Raw genomic sequence first — 19,180 nt, forward strand, 5'->3', positions numbered from 1 at the left:
TCGCCGCCACTGTGAAGAGGCCCGAAGACTACGGACGCCCCAAGCCACTCAAAGCATGCAGAAAACCAAGTACCTCATCATCGGCGCCGGCATGTCCGGCCTCGCCTTCGCAAACTTCGTCGATTCGGACGACTATCTCGTCCTGGAGCGCGAGCCCGAGATCGGGGGCTGGTGCAAGACGATCAAAAAGAAGGGCTTCGTCTGGGATTTCTCGGGCCACTTCTTTCACTTCAAGCGCCCCGAAATCGAGAAGTACCTGCGCGATCGGATGCCCGCCGATGAAGTGACCACCGTCGTCAAGAATTCGAAGATCATCTACAAGGACGCGCTGGTCGATTTTCCCTTCCAGAAGAATATCCACCAACTCCCGCAAGAGGACTTCATCGAGTGCCTCTATGACCTGTACTTTCGCGATGAGGTCAAAGACGAGTTCGACCAGGATAGCTTCAAGGGGATGCTCTACGAGAAGTTTGGCAAGGGGATCAGCGAGAAGTTCTTGGTGCCTTACAACGAGAAGTTGTACGCCTGCGACCTCGAGGAACTCGACCGCAACGCGATGGGGCGGTTCTTCCCGTACGCCGACCTCGAGGACATCATCCGCAACATGCGCCGGCCGGACAACGTCTCGTACAATGCGACGTTCACCTACCCGAAAAACGGCGCGATCATGTACGTCAACGCGCTCGCCTCGGAGGTACCCGACGAGAAGATCTTGCTCGAACAAGATCTGACCAACATCGATCTGCAGCGCAAAGTCGCCACGACCTCGAGCGGCGACGAAATCGAGTTCGAGTACGTCGTCTCCTCGGCCCCCTTCGACAAGCTGTTGCAGATTGCGGAACTCGAGCACGACCCGTCGGTCTTCACCTACAACAAGGTGCTCTGCTTCAACCTGGGCTTCGACAAGAAGGGCCCGGAAGGCATCCACTGGATCTATCTGCCCGAGAAAAAGTACTCCTTCTATCGGGTGGGCTTCTACGACAATATCCTGGGGACCGACCGCATGAGCATGTATGTCGAACTCGGCTTCGAGAAGGACGCCGAGGTCGACCGCCAGGCGATGAAAGCGCAGGTGCTAGAAGACCTGAAGACAGCCGGCATCGTCGAGGACCACGAGCTCGTGGCCGACCACAGCGTCGTGCTCGACCCGGCCTACGTGCACATCACGCAAGACTCGCGCGCGGAGTTCGACCGCCTCAGCTCTATCCTGGAGCTACGCGGCGTCCACTCGATCGGACGCTACGGAGGATGGACCTACTGCTCCATCGAGGACAACATCGTCGAAGCGAGGGAACTGGCCGAGAAGTTCAACGCCCTGTGAGCCGCGCTCACAGCCCCAGCATGAGCACCGCGATCGCCAAGAAGATCCACACCCCGAGCACGTCGATCGCGGTGATCACCAGTGGCCCACTGGCGGTGGCCGGGTCGAGGTTCATCTTCTTGAATAGAATCGGCACCACCGAGCCCAAAGTCGCCGCCACACTCATCGCCGCGAGCAGTGACGCGGCGATTGTGCCGGCAAAGATCAACGGGCTCGCCGAATCATAGGTATCCTGTTGCCAAAACAAGGTGCCGGCAATCGCCGCTACGAGCACGCCGTAAGAAACGCCCAGGAGCGTCCCCACCACGAGCTCTTTGAGCACCACTCGTCCCAGCTCGACAAAGTCGTACTTTCCCAGCGAGAGCCCTCGCGTGACGATGGCCGATGACTGGGTCCCAATATTGCCCGCCATGCCAATCATCACCGGGATAAAGGCCGCCAGCGGGATCATCTCTCGCAGCGCATGGCTGTAGTCGAAGACCACCAGCATCGCCAAGATCCCCCCCAGAAAGCTCGGGAAGAGCCACGGCCAGCGCGTGCGAAAACTAAAGAGGACCGAGTTGTAGCGGCTGACGTCCTCTTGACCGGCGCCGGCCATCAGGAGCATGTCCTCGGTCGCCTCCGAGCGGATGACGTCGATGATGTCATCGACCGTGACGATGCCCACCAGCCGGTTATTGTCGTCGACGACGGGCAGTGCCACCAGGTTGTAGCGCGCGATGAGGCGGGCGACCTCTTCCTGATCGGTGTCCACACGCACCCGGATGACGTCCGGGATCATGAACTCCTTGAGGGGACGGTTCCGCTCGGCGCGCACGAGCTCACGCAAGCTGGCCACGCCGACGAGCGTGTCGTGCTCGCTGACGACGTACAGGTAGAAGACGACCTCGGCCTCGCCGGCCTCCTTCTGGAGCTGTTCGAGCGCCTCTTGGGCCGTCGTATTCTGCTCGAGCGCGAAGTAGTCGGTCGACATGAGCCCGCCGGCCGACTCGGGGTCGAAGGCCAACAGCGATTCGGTCTCGGCCTGAGACTCGGTGCGCATCATCGCCACGATCTTGTCGCGGCGCTCCTCGTCGCGCACCAAATCGAGGGTGTCGGCGGTATCATCGGGCGGCATGACCTCGAGGATGTCGACCAGCTTGCGATCCTCGACTTCCTCGAGAAACCGGACGAGGATACCCGGCTCGAGTTCGCTCAGCACTTCGGCGGCGCGTTCCCGATCGGTGTGCTCGATCACTCGGAAGAAACTCTGACGCTGCTCGGGTGTAAGTGAGCTAAAAGTGTAGGCGAGATCGGCCGGATGGGTTCGGCTGATGATCTTTTGGAGCTGAGCGGTGGCGTTTCGCCGCAGGAGCTTGGCCACCGACGTCGTCAGAACCTTGTTCGACTCGCGTTTCATAACCGACCACAAACGACATAAAAAAAGCTGGCGGTCATGGAGACTGCCAGCTTCTTAACCCTGAGGGATGGCTGCTGCGTCAGTGAGCCGTGGCGCCTGCCTCGCCCTCTTCGGAAGCGCTCGCCGGCTGCTCGAGAGCCCAACGCGTTTCTTCTGCAGCCTGCTCGACCTCCCATTCCGATTCGGTGGCCGTCGGGAACTGCGCCGGATCCTTCGCCGTCGCGCTCTGGCCGCCGGTGACCAAGTTGAGCACGAAGAACAAGAAGACGAGTACCAACGCAATCGCGACCACGTGAGCGGCGCGCACTTTGCGCGTGAAGCTCGACATGTGCGAGCCAAACCCGGCGACTTGTTTCTTGGCTTTGGAGATCGACTTGCGCGCAGCCTCTCGGCCTTGCGGACCTTCGGGAGCCGGCTGGCTGTAGCGGCCGGTATAACGTTCGAACGCCTGGATGACAGCTTCCGGGTCGAGCTTCAACTCGCGCGAATAACTGCGCAGGTGACCACGAACGAATACATCAGCGCTGTATTCGTCATATCTGTCGCCCTCGAGATGAGTGAGCATCGTACGCGGAATACGGGTCATGGCAGCCACGTCTCCCAGGCTCAGGCCGAGGGATTGACGCGCTTCCTTGAGAATGGCTCCGGGCGACTTCTTGGCTACTTCGCGGCTCATACAGCGTGACGGCGGCAAATACTAAGGGATTACGGATTTTATGTGATCAGGTCAGCTGCGCGACGACATATCTGGCGCATGATGCCTTGCAGGTCGCGCTCTCGCCGAGCGCGGCAATTGACCCGATGTTCTGCGTTGAGTCTGGTGGAGGTTCGTCACTGTCAACATTGAACCACACCAGGGTTATCCTGTCAATATTTTCGGGCGTCGTTTGCAGGATCGCAAACTTTTTTCCGCCCCCCTCTCGCCCGCTGGTATAGGGTGCTCAGGGCACCTTTGTGCGCGCCATATGATCATCGTTAGACCGAGAATGCAAGCCGTTTTAATGAGATTCTTTGCGCTGGGAGCGACTTCCCCCTAAACTTGACACCCTACAGGGCGGCTGATAGCAATCCCGAGGTCTCTTCATGTTGTTGATCCGGGGTGCCGTTTAATTCCTGATTGATGTCGAATCAAGCGCCTGCAGGAGATGTTTATGCGTTGTTATGTTGTTGCCTCGTCCTTCTGCGCGAGCGCCCTCGGGTTGCTCCTCGCATCGGCTCCCGCACAGGCCGCAGAGTTCACTGATCTGCTCGATGCGGCGGACGACTTCGACGATTTCCAAGAGGACACCTACGATCCGTTCGATTTCCATATCGAACCGTCCTTCCGCTTCGACATTTCGAGCGCGCAGATCACTCGCGAGGCGCCCTGCGTCCCCGATTTGGATCGGTTCGCCGACGAGCCCGCCGTCTTCAACAACCCCCGTGTGGTTGAAGACGAAGGTCGTTGTTCGGAGCCCTCGATGGTGTTCAACCGCGAGATGCTCTACGAGCACACCCGCTCGACGATGGACGTCGAGCTTCGCGCCGGCCTCTACAAGGACCTCGAGCTGCACCTGACGGTTCCCTACGTCATCAACAGTGCCCGCGGCCTCAAATACGACAACGAATCGAACTTGCCCGGCCAACAGGTCGACGAGACGAATTCCTCGGTCGACCCGTCCAACGCCCGCGTCGAGCAGCGCGCCGGTCAAGTCTTCGACGACAACATGTCGATCGAAGAGCAGCTGCGCGCCTTCGACCAATACAACGTGTATCGCTTCTTCGACTTGAGCGATGATCATCGCCAGATCGAGCGATCGGGTTTTGCTGATCCCACCATCGGCATTGCGTGGGCCCCGTTCAACGACCAACGCGACGACACCAAGGCCACGTTGTTGTTCGGCATGGACTACACGATGCCGATCGCGCCGGTGAAAGAGGCCGACGACAAGGATGTGGGCGAAGGCAAGCACGTGCTGCACTGGAAGATCGCTTCGTCAAAGCGCTTCGATTGGATCGAGCCGTATTTCGGCATTGAGTACTTCCTGCCCATTGCCGCCAGCGACTCGCCCATCCGTAAGGTTGACTCGCAAAATGAGGGCCAAGTGTTCACCAACCCGCCCATGCGCGGCGACGTGACCATCGGCACCGAGTTTATCCCCTACCAAAATGACGAGACCGGCGAGCGCTACGCTATCGATCTGCGCTTCACGATGGGCTACGTCAGCGAAGGCCGCGATTACACCCCGCTGTACGACCACATGGTCAACAGCGACTGCAACCGGAAGACCGTCGCCGACGTGTTGCCGAAATTCGAAAACGGCCAGCTTACCAACCCCGAAGATGTCGCATGTGCATGGATTGTCCAGCGCCCGGGCAACGCCGATCCTAACCCGGTCTACGACCTGGCCTCGATGAGCCAGGAAGATCGCCAAGAGACACTGTTTCGCACCGACGGGATCATGACCGTCGAAGATTACGGCACCTTCGCGGGCCAGGTTGGCTTCTATCTACAGCCCTCGCGCTACTTCCAGCTCAACGCCATCGCACAGCTCAAGCACCGCCAAGAGCACTTTCTGACCAACGCCCGCACCGGACGCGACATCGACAACGACGCCGAGGAGACCGACGACGATACCGTCGACCTGACCGGCAGCGACGCACAGTTCGAGCGCAACCCGGTCTACAACCCGACCTACGACTCCTCGGGCAATCGGTTCCGCATCCAGGAGTACAACACCTGGTCGTTCATCGTGAACGCGGCGTTGCAGTTCTGATTGATTCGCGGAGCGGCTGCTTGCTGCCCGCGGAGCCATCGCCAGTGCAGCCCCGGGACTTGTCCCGGGGTTTTGATTTTCAACCGCGAAGGTTAGTCACCCTTCTTCACCCGCTCAATCCGGTCGTACAGCTCCGACTTACGCACGTCGAATAGCTCGGCGACGACCTCCTTGATGCCCCTCGGGCGCATCCCCTCCTCCAACAACTCGGCGATCTTGGCGTCGATCTGCGCGTCGATATCCTCTTCGGCTTCGTTGGGACGCCAGGGCGCCAGCAAGACCACGAACTCCCCATGGATCTCGCGAGCGGCGAGCTCCGCGCATACCTCGGCGACCGGTCCACGCATGTACTCTTCGTGCATTTTCGTGAGTTCGCGCGCCGCGCATACCTCGTGGCCCTCGCCGTAGACCGCCCCCACGTCCTCCAGAAGCTCGACGACGCGATACGGCGACTCGTAGAGCACCACCGTCACCTCGAGCGCCCTGAGTGCCTCCAGGCGCTCCTTGCGCGCCTTGGTCTTATTCGGAAGGAACCCTTCGAAGAAAAACCGGTTGGTGGGCAGGCCCGAGCCGCTCAACGCGACCATCGCCGCCACAGGGCCGGGCAGCGCGACGACCTCGTGCCCCTGCGCGGCGGCCTCACGTACGAGCCGGTAGCCCGGGTCGGAGATGGTCGGCGTGCCGGCGTCACTCGTCAGCACGACTGTCTGTCCGGCGTCGAGCGCACGCAAGAGCTCGCCTGTGCGCCCGGCCTCGTTGTGCTCGTGATAGCTCACCAACCTGGGCGTCCCATCCTTGCGGGCAATGCCGAAGAGCTCGAGGAGCTTTCCGGTGCGGCGAGTGTCCTCGCAGGCGATGATATCGGCCGAGGCCAGCGCGTCTTTCTGGCGAGGCGTAGCGTCTTGCAGATTGCCAATGGGTGTCGGGCAAACGATGAGCATGGCAGTTCTCGGTAGGTTTCTCACACAAGGTGGGGCTCTAAAGAAAAGGGCGTCCCCGAAAGGACGCCCTTTTCGCTTTACTCAGATGCTACGAGCGATCAGCCGATGGCCAACCCGAGCTTCTGACGGATCTCGAAGTACTCGTCGCTGATGCTGAACAGCACCATCTCACGAATCTTCTCTTTGACCGTCGCCTTGCCAATCGGGTTGGTGTCGTTCTTGATGCAGCTCGCCGCCTCATTCAGGTCGCCGCTCAAGACCAGACCCATGCGGATGCTGGTGTGCTCGACATGCGTGAGCCAGGCGGACAGGTTCGGGTTCTTACCCTGGGACAGATACTGCTGCATGTACTTGCGCACCTGCGTAAGCATCTGGGCGGGCATATTCTGCAGCTCCTTGATGACCTCTGCGCCGGCCTCGCCGAGCTGTTGGCCAATGCCCAAGCTCGGATCGGTCATGTGCATCGTAGCCATGAACAGAAGCTTGAGGTTCTCAGTCGGGAAGCCGACCGAGCCCAAGTAATGCTCCGGGCGCATCCAGCAAAGCTGCTTACCGATGAGGAAAGCGAGCTCGCGGTCACCCTTGCCCTGCATCATGTCCGCGCCGATGACCACCGACGGAGACGGGGCGTTGGCGTTGCGGATACCGAGCGCCTGGTCACGCTTCAGGTAGACCTCGGGGGCGGGGATGAGGTTCACACGCTGGGCGGCGTACTTGTAGATCTTGCAGAAGAGCATCTGCTGATCCAAATCGAGCTTGTCCTTGCGCGGATGCAGCCCCCACGGCCCCTTCTTGAGCCGGCGCGAGTAGTAGTCGCGCAGACCCTGGCCCAGAATGCTCATGATGAAGCTGATGAGCATCTCTTGTTCGGGATAGTACAGAAGGCGGTACAGCTCCTGCTTGAACTGGCCTTTGGCCGCCGGCAGGTTCTGCCCCAGGTACTGGCGGTAGAACTTCTCTTCCTGCTCGTTTGCACTCTGCAGGAAGCTCAGCGCCGCCGACATGCACCAAGCCGGGTCGTACTTCTTCTGTTGGATATATGCCTTGAACAGCGCACGATAGCTCTCGATGCGGAACGGATCGAGTTGGATGAGCTCCTTGTGCTGCTCGATGGCGCCGGCCGGATCGCCCGCCTTCTTCTCGTACAGCTCGGCCAAGATGAGACGAAGCTTCTCGTCTTTGGGGTTCAAGCCCACGGCAGCCTCGTACGCGCCGATAGCGCTCTTCACGTGGCCCAGGCGGCTTCGGTAGATCTCACCGAGGTTCGTCCACAGCAAGACTTTGATGTTCTCCATCTCGCCGTCGTCGTTCTCGGCCACGCGCCGCAGCATGCGACGGTAGGCGCGCTCGAGCTCTTTCCATTCCTTGGCCTGCGTCAGGATGCGGTCGATGGCTTCGAAAGCCTTGAGCAACTTGACGTCATTATCGAGCGCGGCGTCGAAGTACTGGACCGCCTCCATGGGGTCACCAATCTCGTCACGGAAGATGACGCCGACGGTGTAGCTGTACTTGGAGGCACGACCTGCATCGGTCTCGTGCTCGATGAGACGCTGCAGAATCTCGACCGCTTCGACCCACTGTTTGGTCTTGGTGTAGAGGTCGAGCAGCTTGCGCAGCACGGCCATACTCTCGGGCTCGATGTCGAGCGCCTCGAGGTAGACCATCACCGCACGGTTGCGGTCGCCGATCTTCTGGGCGAGCAAGTCGCCCATTCGCGTCAGCAGTGCAAAGCGGGCTGCGGGCTCTTCTTCGGCCTGCAGGATCTGTCGCGAATATTCGACGACCTGCTCCCAGTTCTCCTGCTCCTCGTAGAGCTCCACGAGCGCGTCGAGCACCTCGCGGTTCTGCCCGTCGATCTCGAGTGCCTTGATAAAGTACTCGATGGCGCGACGGTTCTCTCCGAATCGGCGCCGAATCTTACCGGCGCGGTGATACAGCGTGACGAGCTCGTCAGAGTCGAGCTTGTCGATGTGCTGGAACTCGAGGTTTTCGAAGACGGTCGCCGCCTTCTCGTAATCCTCGTGCTCGAAGAGCAGGTGGCCCAGACCCTTGAGGGTCTCGTAGTGGTTCGGGTCGTGCTCGTAAGCCTCGCGATAATGTTTGAGCGCCTGCTGTCGCTGCTCGAGGCGACGGAAGGTTTGGCCTGCTTGCAGGTGAAGCTCGTGGAGCTTCTCCGGCTCGGCGTCGTTTCCTTCGTACTCCTCGATGACCAGCTCGAGCAGCGGCACCGCACGCTCCCAGCGCTGCTCGCGCATATACATCGCGATGAGCGGCTCGGCGGCGGCGACGTTGCGTGCGTTATTCTCGAGCGCAGCCTCGTAGTAGTTGAGCGCGCTGACGCGGTCGTCGACTTTGTCCTCGTACAGCTTGCCGATTTCGGCGAGGTACTCGGCCTTCTTGTCGAGGTCGCGCGAGGCGTTCTCGGCGGCTTTGAGGGCGCGGATAAGCGGCTGCCAATCGCCCTTTCGCTCGTAGACACGTCGCAGGGCACGGACCGCATCGGGGTGGCCGGGAACCAAGTCGAGCGTCGACAGGTAGGCATCCTCGGCGCGGTCGTCGTCGAGGAGCTGCTCCTCGAGAATCTCGCCCATGCGGCAGTAGATCTCGGCGCGCTCCTCGTTGCTGTCGAGCAAGTCGACCAAGCGCCGGTACGATTCGACCGCCGGCTCGTAGCTGTCGGTCTCTTCCTGCAGAGTCGCCAACTCGAGGTAGGCTTCGGCCTGATGGGGGTCGAGTTCGACCGACTGCATGAACGCTTCGACCGCTGCGTGCGGGTCTTGGACCTGATCGCGGCGGGTGCGTGCGAGCTCATTGAGAAGCTCGACCTTCCGCGGACCGTCCTCGATGACCTCGACGTGGCGCTGCAGTGCGTCGACCAGGTCGAACCAACGCTCCAGGTTGCGGTAGAGGCGCTCGAGGTTCTGGATGGCCGCTTCGTTGTCGTGCTCGACCATCAAGATGTTGTTGTACGCCTCGATGGCGCTCTCCGGGTCTTCGAACTGATCCTCGTAGACCGCGGCCATCTTGCCGTAGATCGCCACCTGCTCGTCGGGCTCGTGGGTGAGTCCCAGACGCTGCTCGTAGACGTCGAGCAGGTCGTTCCACTGCTCGGTCTGCAGGTAGAGCCTCTCGAGCGCTTCGAGCGAGGCCTCGTGGGTTTGATCGACCGTGAGAACTTCCGCATAGGCGTCGATGGCGGCCTGCGCGTCTTGCAGATGCTGCTCGTAAGTCTCGGCGATACGCACCTTGATGCCGACGATGGCATCCGGGTCGTAGGTCGCCTCGGCCTTCTGTCGAAGGATCTCGATAAGCTCTTCCCAGCGGTCGTACGCCTCGAAGATGCGCTCGAGGCACTCCATCGCCAGGATGTCGGTCTCGTCGAGCATCAGAATCTGCTGGTAGGCAGACACAGCCTCGTCGATCTCGGCCATCTGCATCTCGTACAACTCGCCGAGACGTCGCCACAGCTCGATGCGCTCGTCGGGCGCGCTCGTCAGCTCGATGCGCTTATGGATGACATCGGCGAGCTCCGGCCACGAGGCGAGCTGTCGATACAGCTCCTCGAGCTTCTCGAGGATCTCGGCGTTGTCCGGCTCGATGCCCAGCGCGCGGCGCAGGTGATAGACCGCGTCATCGGGCTGGTCGAGCTTGTCGGCGTACCAACCGCCCACCTTGCGGTGAAGGTCGGCCGCCTCGATGCCGTCTTCGAGCTCACTCAACACGTCGGCAGCACGGCCGACGAGTTCGTCCCACAGGTTGGTCTGATCGGCCAGTCGCGCCAGATCTTGGTTGAGCTGCTCATCTTCGAGCGTCTCGGGCCCGAAGGCCGACAGCTGCACAAGAAGCGCACTTTCGGGCTGTCCCAGATGCTGTTCGAACACCTGAGCTGCGTTGCGAAGCGTCTCGACGCGCTCGAAGGGGTCGTCGGCGACGACCTCGGCACGGGTCAGATACAGCTCGACAAGGCTTCCGTAGGCCTCTTCGGTGCCCTGGTCGCGGTAGATGCTCTCCAGCGCGTGGCTCGCCTGCATGTTGGTCGGGTCGATCTCGAGAATCTGCTCGTAGAACGACACCGCGCGGTTGGGTTCGAACAGCTTGTTCTCCCAGATATCCGCAATGCGGGTCAGCTCGTCGATGCGCTCGTAGTCGTCTTCGAGGCGGTCGACTTTGAGCTCGAGCACCTGCGCGGCCTCCTCCCACATGCTCTCCTGGAGGTAGAGCCGCTCGAGGTTCTCCAGCGCCAGCTCATTGCCCGGGTCGAGCGACATGACGTTCTTCCATGCCTCGATCGCGTCGTGGGGCTGCATGAGCATATCGCCGTAGATTTCACCGAGCTCGATCCACAGCGAGAGCTTGCGCTCTTGCTCGACGCCTTCGTGTTCGATGAGGCGACGGACCACGTCGGGAAGTTGGGCGTAGTCACCCTGGCGCGTGTAGATGTCACGCAGGGCCTCGAGCGCCCGCAGGTGCGTCGGCTCGATGGCGAGGACGTTCTGCCAGGCGTCGAGCGCCTGCAACTCGTTGTCGAGCTTGTCCTGCCAGATGGTGCCCAGCGAGTCGTACAGCTCCAGCTGCTCGCCTGGCTCTTGAGTGAGCTCGACGCGCTGCTCGAGGATGGTCACAAGGTCGTTCCAGCGCTCCTCTTCGAGGTAAAGGCGCTGCAGCTCGCCGAGCGCGTCCTGGTCGGTCGGCTCGAGTTTCAGAACCTCGTTCCAAAGGTCGATGGCATCGAGCGGACGCTCGAGCATCTCCTCGGCGAGGTTGGCCATGCGAGCAAACAACTCGATTTTCTCTTCGGGCTCGTGAGTGTTCTCGGCGCGACGGCGAAGCACGTCGAACAGGTCTTCCCACTGCTGGCGCTCCAAGTGGATGCGCTCGAGCTGGCGAAGCGAATCTTCGTGCATCGGCTGGATGTCGAGCACGTTGCGATACGTGTCCACGGCGCGCTCGGGCTGCTCGAGGTTGTGCTGGAAGAGCTGAGCCAGCCGGAAGCTGAGCTCGATGATCTTCTCTTCGTCGTACAACCCTTCGATGCGCTTCTGGAGCACTTCGGCCAAGTCGTCCCAGCGTGCCTGCTGCTCGTAGATTCGGTCGAGAGCTTCGAGCACACGAGGCTCGCTCGGGTCGATCTCGAGCGCTTGCAGGTAAGCGCCTTCGGCCTCTTCGGCCTGGCCGAGCTTTTCGTCGAGGATACGCGCAAGGCTGACCCACAAGGTCAGCGCGTCCTCTTCGACGAGGTCCTCGCGCTCGAGGGCGTCCACGTAAAAGCCGGCCGCCTCGCCCCAAGCTTGGGTGCTCTGGGCGAGTTCGTCGATTCGCTCGAGGACCTCGGGGTCGTCGGGCTTCTCGAACAGCGCCGAGCCGAAGGCTTGGAGCGCACGCTCCTCGTCTTGCAACTCGTTCAAGAAGATGCGCGCCACCTGCATCAGTAGCTCGTAGCGCTCGAAGTGATCGTCGAGCATCTCCAGACGCTGCAGGTAGATCTCGACGAGCTTCTCGTGCTGGCCCTTCTCCAGGTAATACGGCTCGAGGATGTCGGCGATCTTTTGGACCTCTTGGCCCGCCATGAACATCTGCTCGAGCGAGCCGATGGCCTGCGCATTGTCCGGATCGTCCATCAGCACGGTCTGGTAGACCTCGATGGCGTCGATCGGGCGCTCCAGCGCGTCCTGGTACAGCGTACCGAGGCGCAACCGCAGTTCGAGCGCCTCGTCGGGCTCGGTCGTATTGTAGATGCGCGTCTGCAGAATCTCGGCCAGGTGTTCCCACTGGCCTTCGGCCAAGTACAGCCGGTCGAGGGCCAAGATGGCCTTCTCACTATCCGGCTCACTTTCGAGCACGCGGTTGAAGCGCTCGATGGCCTCTTCGGCGTATTGCAGCTCCTCTTCGTAGATGCGTGCGATGCGCAGGTTGAGCTCAGTCACCGCATCGAAGTTGGTGGTGTCAGCGAGCGTCTCGTCGAGACGGTCGATGAGCACCTCCCAGGCGCCGAGCTGAGCGGCGAGGCGCTCGAGATGCTCGAGCACGTCTTCGCGTGCGGCATCGACCCTGAGAGCTTCGACATAGGTTTCGAACGCGTCCTGCGGATTATCGAGGTTCTCTTCGTAGATGCGCGCCACTTCGCGGTACAACTCGAGCTTGCGCTCGGGGTCGTGGCTCGCCTCGATGAGAAGCTTGTAAACGCGGACGAGCTTTTCCCACTCGTCGGCAGCCTCGTAGATGGGCCGCAGCACTTCGGCGGCCTCCACCTCGTACTCCCCGCGGGTGATCAGACCTTCGAGTGCCTCGGTCGTCGCCTCGTGCTGGGGAGCCTGGTCGAGCACCTCGCTGTAGACTTCGATGGCGCGAAGCACATCGCCCAGCTCCGTCTCCCACAGATGGCCGACGCGGTAGCGCAGGTCGAGCTTGTCCTCGTCCATCGCCACCAGCTCCATCTGACGCTGGAGGGTCTCCAAAAGCTCGTTCCACTGTTCGGTCTGGCCGTACAGCGTGTCGAGGTTCTCGAGCGCGGCGAGTTCGTCGGGGTCGATCTCGAGGATGCGACGGTAGTTTTCAATCGCCTCGAACGGCGCATCGAGGTGCTCGCGATAGATCGGACCCATCGCGTAGAGCAGGTCCTTTTTCGCCTCGTCGTTGTCGGCCAGCTCGAACTTGCGCTGGTAGATCTCGAGCAGCTCCTGCCAACGCTCGAGGTTGGTGAAGATCACCTCGAGGCGGTCGATGGCGTGGCTGTCGGCATCGTCGATGTCGAGCACGCGCCGGTAGACGCCCACGGCGTCTTCGGGCTGGTCGAGCACGTCTTCGTAAGTGGTGCCGGCCTGATACAGCAGGTTTTTCTTGTCGTCGTCTTCCTCGACCAGCTCGGCCTTGGTGACGAGCACGTCGACCAACTCGGCGAAGTCTTGGATATGACGATACAGCTCTTCGAGCGCCTCGACCGTCTCCAGATCGTTGGGGAAGAGCTCTTGGACGCGACGCAACAGGTAGGTCGCCGGCTCGAACGCATCGAGCTGTTCGATGCAGATATTCGCCGCGCGCCACAACAGGTCTCGCTTGACGTCCGGATCTGCCTGGAAGTCGGCCTCGGCCTCGAAATGGTCGGCAAGCTCTTGCCAATTGCCGATCTGCTCGGCCAGACGATACAGATTATCGAGGGTCGTTTCGTTGGCGACGTCGTCGCGAAGCGCACGCCCGTACGTCTCGAAGGCATCTTGGGCGCGTCCAGCGCGCTCTTCGTGAAGCGCAGCCACACGGTGCAGAAGCTCGACACGTGCGTCGGGATCTTCGCTGGCATCGACCTGGACTTCGAGCGCCCGGATAAGCTTCTCGGGCTGGTCCCACTCGATGTAGAGCGGCTCGAGGATGCGGCTGGCGCGACCGCGCGGCGCCTCCTCTTTGTCCATCATCTGCTCGAGCGCCTCGAGCGCGTCGGCGTTGGTCGGCTCGTCGTCGAGGACCTCCTCGTACAGGTCGACCGCACGGTCGAACTCCATGAGGTGATGCTCCAACACGGCGGCCAAGCGGTTCTTGACGTCGTTTTCTTCATCCTCGTCGACCAGCTCGAGCTCGGTGCGGATATTGTCCGCCAGCTCGTTCCACATCTCTTGGCCGCGGAAGAGCTGGCCGAGCATGCGTACGGCTCGGACGTTGTCCGGACGATCCTCGATCATCCCCTCGAGCACCGAAATGGCGCGCTCGGGGTCATCGAGAAGGCGATCGAAGAGCACCGCGATCTTGAAGTGCAGTTCCTCGACCTCTTCGTCGGTCTCGGCAAGCTCGAGCTCACGCTTGTAGACATCGTGAAGCTCATCCCACTGCTCGGTCTGAGCGTAGAGTCCCTCGAGTTCCTGGAGCGCGCGCGACGAACCGGGCTCCAACTCGAGCACACGGTGATACAGCGACTGCGCCGTCTCGGTGTCTTCGAGGCGCTCGCCGTACATCTCTCCGAGGTCGAAGAGGTACTCGATGCGAAGCTCGTCGGATTCGAGCTCTGGCTCCAGCTCTTCGTAGAGCTCGATGAGCTCTTCCCAGCGATCGATCGGGCCGGCGACCCGACGAAGCTGGGCGCGCGCGGTTTCGTTCTCGGGCTGCAAGCGAACCAGCTTGGAGTACGTCTCGAAGGCCTCGTTGTGATAACCGAGCTCTTCGATCTGCGTGCGGCCAATTCGCTCGAGCAGCGCGACCTGTCGCTCGAGATCGTCGGCCGTCTCGACCTGAATCTCGAGGACGTTGATGAACTTCTGCCACTGTCCCTGTAGCTCGTAAACCGGCGTCAGGATCTGGGCAACTTCATCGCGGAACTGCGGCTCTTCGAGATAGCTCTCGATTGTCTGGCGAGCTTCGTGGTGAAGCGGACGCCAAGACAACACGTAGCCAAGCGACTCGACCGCCTCGGCGTCTTCGGCGAGGTGCTCTTTGCAGACCACACCCAGCTCGAAGCGCAGCGCGACAAGCCGCTCGATTTCACCTTCGGTGTAGGCGGGACCGAGATCGGTATCGGCGTCGGCGACGATTTCCTCGTCGGCCACCTCGGAAGCTTCGCGCAGCTCTTCCGCCTCCGAAAGTGCGTCGAGCGCTGCCTCAGACGCCTCCTCGACAAGCGAGGCCTCCGAAATTTCGCCGCCAGCGCCTTCAAAGACTTCGTCGGCAAATTCGTCGGCCGTTGCCTCGACCGCCTCGGCCTCAGAGCCACCGTCGGCGAGCGCCTCGGAGACCTCTTCGACCGGCCCCATGCCCGGGCCGTCCTCGGCGAGTTCGGCATCGTCGAGCGCCAACGCTTCTTCGGACGCTTCGTCTGCCAGCGCCTCGGCTGCAGCAAGACTCTCGTCGGCCTCGATGGAGACCGGCTCACCGCCCGCCAAGAAGGCGTCGATCGGAAGCACCCCCGGATAGTGGGATTTGCGTCCCCCAGCGCGCTCTTCGATAAGCGCGATCTCGCGGCGAATGATCTCGGCGAGTTCCTCGTGCGAATCCTGCGCGGCGTACAGACGGTGCAGCTCGCGAAGGGTCGTCTCGTTCTCTTCGTCGAGTTCGAGAGCCTCGCGCAGACGGTCGATAGCCGTGTCGATATCGCCGGCTTGGACCTCGGCAATCTCGGCCATGCCCTGCAGGATTTCGACCTGGTCGCTCACCTCCTCGGTGAGGTCCAGACGGCGTCGGTAGACGCTCATCAGCTCGTCCCAGCGCTCGGAGCGACGGAAAATCCGCTCCATCGACGCAAGTGCGGCGAGGTTGTCCTCTTCCTCCTCGAGCACCGCTTCGAATTGGGCTAGCGCATCGTCGAGCTGGTCGAGTTCCTCGGAGAGCACGGTGCCCAAGCGCAACCGAAGCTGCTGGCGGGTCTCGAACTCGAGGTCTTCTTGAAGCGCCTGGCGATAAGCCTCAGCCAATTCGCCAAACGTATCGGCCGCACGCGCGGCATCTTCGAGCGCCTCGATAACTTCGCCGGCGCTCGGATCGTCGTAGAACGCTTCGGCGTACCAACGGAAGGCGCCGGTGGCATCGTCGAGTTGCTCGGCGTGCAGTTCGGCCAACTTGAGCTGGTACTCGCGACGCTCCTGGGGCTCGTCCCGGTGCTCCAGAATGATCTGGTAGCAGGTCTTGAGCTGGTCGTAGTCCTCTTTCTCACGCGCGATCGGCTCGAGCTGGAGGGCGACCTTCTCGTTGCGCTCGTCGATACCGAGCGCCCGGTCGAGGTCACGCTCGGCGCGACCGGTGTCGTCGAGTTCGTCGCGCCAGATGCGCGCCGCGCGAAGCAACAGCTCGATCTTGACCTCGTCCTCTTTCATCGTACCGGCCAAAGTCTCGAGCACACGCACGAGATCTTGCGGGCCGTCGGCCTCGGTCTTGAACGCCTCGAGAGCGTCCCAATCGCGATTGTCGATGTAGAGGCGCTCGAGAGCTTTGCGCGCCTTGAGGTCTTCGGGCTCCAATTCGAGAGCGCCCTTCCATGCCTCGATCGCCCGCTCGGAATCCTCCAAGCGGTCCGAATAGAGCATCCCAAGCTTCTGGTAGAGCTTCATCTTCTCGTCGCCGTCGGCGACGTGGCCCACCTTCAGCTCCAAAATTTCGGCGAGCTTCTCGTAATCACGGCTCTTCTCGTAGAGCGTCTCCAGCGCGTCGAGCGCGCTCGGGTCTTCCGGGGCGAAGTTGCGCACTTCGAGCCAAAGCTCGGTGGCCACCTCCGGATTACGCAGCCGGTCGCTGGCGAGTTGGGCGACCTCTTTGAAGCCTTCTGCCTTCTCCTCGTCGGTCTCGAAGGTCTCGATCTCCCGCTTGTGGACATCGATGAGCTTCTCCCAGTCGCGCCGCTTCTCGTACATCTCCTTCAAGAATTCGATCGCACCGGGGTGATGCGGACGAAGCTCGAGGATCGACTCGTAGGCCTTGATGGCTTCGGCCTGGTTGCGGAACTTCTCGAGGAAGAGTTCGGCGATTTGCTCGTAAATTTCGACGCGCGCGCTGTCCGAGCGGACCAACTCGGCCTTCTCCTGGAGCATGTTGATCAGCTCCGAGGCGCGGTTCATCTTGTCGTACATCTCGATGAGCGCGTCGATCGCCTCGAGATTCTCCGCGTCGATCTCGAGGATTTCTTTGTAGGTGTTCACGACCATCATGTCGTGATTCATCTCGTCGCGGTAGACGCGAATCGCCTCGTGCAACAGGTCGATTTTGTCGTAGTCGCGATCGTCGCCCAGCGCCTCGACCTCTTTTTTGACCAGGTCGACGTACATCGGCCACTTCTCGGCGCGCTTGTAGAGCACCTTGAGCCGGTTGCTCACCAAATGGTCGTCGACCTGCCGGTCGAGGCGGCGAAGCGCGTCGATCTCTTTGTCGAGATCATCGAGCGCAGCGGCCATATTGGCCATGTGCCAATAAACTTTGTGCGCTTTCTCATCACCGTCGAGGTCGGCGTGGCGCTGCTCCAACGAACGCTGGTACTTGCGCCAGTTGTCGGTCGCCGCCTCCATGTCTTCGAGAGCCGACAGAATTTCGTCGTCACCGGCGGCTTCGGCCGCTTCACTCGCCGCGTCTTGGTCGCCGAGTTCGAAGAAGGCGATCCGCGCTTTGAGACTGTCGTCCTCGGCGGTCTCGAAGACTTGCTTCCAGAAATCCTTGTCGGTCCACAGGTAGCTGGTGCGACGGAAGAAAGACTGCCCGACACCAAGCCCGACTGCGGTCTCCCACAAGTTCAAGCCGGCCTCGTCGCCATCGCGGTGGCGAGACTCCAATCGTGCGGCGCGGCTGAGCAGCGTCAGCGACTCGTCGCCGCCTCCTGCTGCTTCGGCGTCCGCGACGAGTTCGTCAAAGCGGTCACGCCAGCTGGTTTCGGGCTCTTCTTCGACGTCTTCTTCAATATCGTCGGCGTCGAGTTCTTCCTCGTCGACGTCCTCGGCCTCCAGCTCTTCTTCTTCTTCGAACTCTTCTTCGAACTCTGCTTCTTCGAGATCTGCGCTCTCTTCTTCGAGCTCTTCCTCGTCGACGTCTTCAGCCTCCAGCTCTTCTTCGAGCTCTTCGGCTGCGAGTTCATCTTCGTCGCCATCCTCAGCTTCGAGTTCTTCTTCTTCGAGCTCTTCGACCTCGGCGCTCTCTTCTTCGAGCTCTTCGACCTCGGCGCTCTCTTCTTCGAGCTCTTCAGCGTCGGTCATCTCGGGCTCAACGAAATCGTCGACTTCTTCGTCAGCGTCGACTTCTTCGTCAGCCTCGATTTCTTCGTCGGCTTCGAGGACTTCGACATCCTCCTCATCGGCCAAATCGGCCTCGATCGGCGCGGCCGGAGGTCCGGCATCGACCTCTTCGACAAGCATCGCTTCGTCGAGTTCCATCGTGCCCGGATCGTCGCTCGGAGCACTCTCCTGCTCATCGAGGAGCATGGCCTCGTCGAGCTCCATCGTGCCCGGATCGTCGGCTGGAGCTGCGGGCTCTGCTTCGACGAGCATCGAGTCGTCGAGTTCCATCGTGGCCGGATTCGGCTCGACATCATCGAGCGCTTCGACCTCGGCGTCCGCATCGACGTCATCCCCTTCGAGTAGGCGCTTTGCCTCCTCGTTTTCCGGGTTGATCTCGAGCGCGATTTGGAAGCACTGCGCCGCGCCCTCGGGGTCGCCCAAGTGATCCCGGTAAACCTTGCCCAACTCGACCGATGCGCGCGCCTGTAGCGTCGGCTCCTCGATGCTCTCGACTTCTTCGTACAGAAGTTCGGCAAGCTTAGGCCAATCCTGCTGGTCTCGCGCCAAGTCTTGGTGCGCCCAGCGCGCGGCGAGATTCGATGGCTGCAACTCCAGCGCGTAGACGTAGGCGTTTTGCGCCTCCTCGAGGTCGCCAAGGAAGCTGCCCAGGATCGTGCCCATGCGCATGTAGAGCCGACTTTGATACGCCGCATCGTCGAAGTGCTCGAGCGCCTCGGTGAAGAAACCGAGTAACTCCTCGACCTCGCCTTTGAGCGCCAAGTCGAACAAATGAGCTTCGATCGACACGTATGTCTCGTCGCCCAACTCGAGGGCGACACTGACATACTCGCGCCCGCTCTCGACGTCTCCCAGCTGCACAGCCGCCAGGCGGCCTGCCTCCAGAAGAAAACGCGAGGCGACATCAGCACTCTCAGCCTCCTCGGCCGCCTGCTGGAAAGTCGTCACCAGTTGCTCGACATCGGAGCTGAACATACGCTCGAGCTCTTTGAGCGGTCCGAGGTCGTAAGGATCGGCTGCGAGCCGTGATAGGAGTTCCTGCATCTGAGTCTCACGATCCATGAGCTGTCAACTTG

The 19,180-nt window shown here is 61.4% G+C and carries 6 protein-coding genes; 2 read left to right on the plus strand and 4 right to left on the minus strand.

Features of this window, described 5'->3' with window-relative positions; genetic code table 11:
- Positions 1–55 precede the first annotated feature (55 nt).
- Positions 56–1,321, plus strand: a complete 1,266-nt coding sequence (locus tag FIV42_RS04180) for a protoporphyrinogen/coproporphyrinogen oxidase (RefSeq protein ID WP_141196460.1) — start codon at positions 56–58, stop codon at positions 1,319–1,321.
- A gap of 7 nt (positions 1,322–1,328) precedes the next feature.
- On the opposite strand, the gene mgtE is transcribed toward FIV42_RS04180, so the two are convergent.
- Positions 1,329–2,720 carry a magnesium transporter gene (mgtE, locus tag FIV42_RS04185; protein WP_141196461.1) on the minus strand — a complete coding sequence of 464 codons (1,392 nt, stop codon included), beginning with the start codon at positions 2,718–2,720 and terminating at the stop codon, positions 1,329–1,331.
- 79 nt (positions 2,721–2,799) lie between these two features.
- Positions 2,800–3,396 carry a helix-turn-helix domain-containing protein gene (locus tag FIV42_RS04190; RefSeq protein ID WP_141196462.1) on the minus strand — a complete coding sequence of 199 codons (597 nt, stop codon included), beginning with the start codon at positions 3,394–3,396 and terminating at the stop codon, positions 2,800–2,802.
- A gap of 475 nt (positions 3,397–3,871) precedes the next feature.
- On the opposite strand from FIV42_RS04190, the gene FIV42_RS04195 reads away from it, so the two are divergent.
- Positions 3,872–5,476 (plus strand): hypothetical protein, encoded by a 1,605-nt coding sequence (locus FIV42_RS04195; RefSeq protein ID WP_141196463.1) that lies wholly within the window; start codon positions 3,872–3,874, stop codon positions 5,474–5,476.
- A gap of 92 nt (positions 5,477–5,568) precedes the next feature.
- Here the strand turns inward: FIV42_RS04195 and rsmI are convergent, their stop codons facing one another.
- Positions 5,569–6,417, minus strand: a complete 849-nt coding sequence (gene rsmI / locus FIV42_RS04200) for a 16S rRNA (cytidine(1402)-2'-O)-methyltransferase (protein WP_141196464.1) — start codon at positions 6,415–6,417, stop codon at positions 5,569–5,571.
- A gap of 98 nt (positions 6,418–6,515) precedes the next feature.
- Complete coding sequence (locus FIV42_RS04205; protein WP_141196465.1) at positions 6,516–19,166, minus strand: hypothetical protein; 12,651 nt, start codon at positions 19,164–19,166, stop codon at positions 6,516–6,518.
- Positions 19,167–19,180: the final 14 nt, after the last annotated feature.

The organism is Persicimonas caeni (assembly GCF_006517175.1).
GTDB lineage: Bacteria > Myxococcota_A > Bradymonadia > Bradymonadales > Bradymonadaceae > Persicimonas > Persicimonas caeni.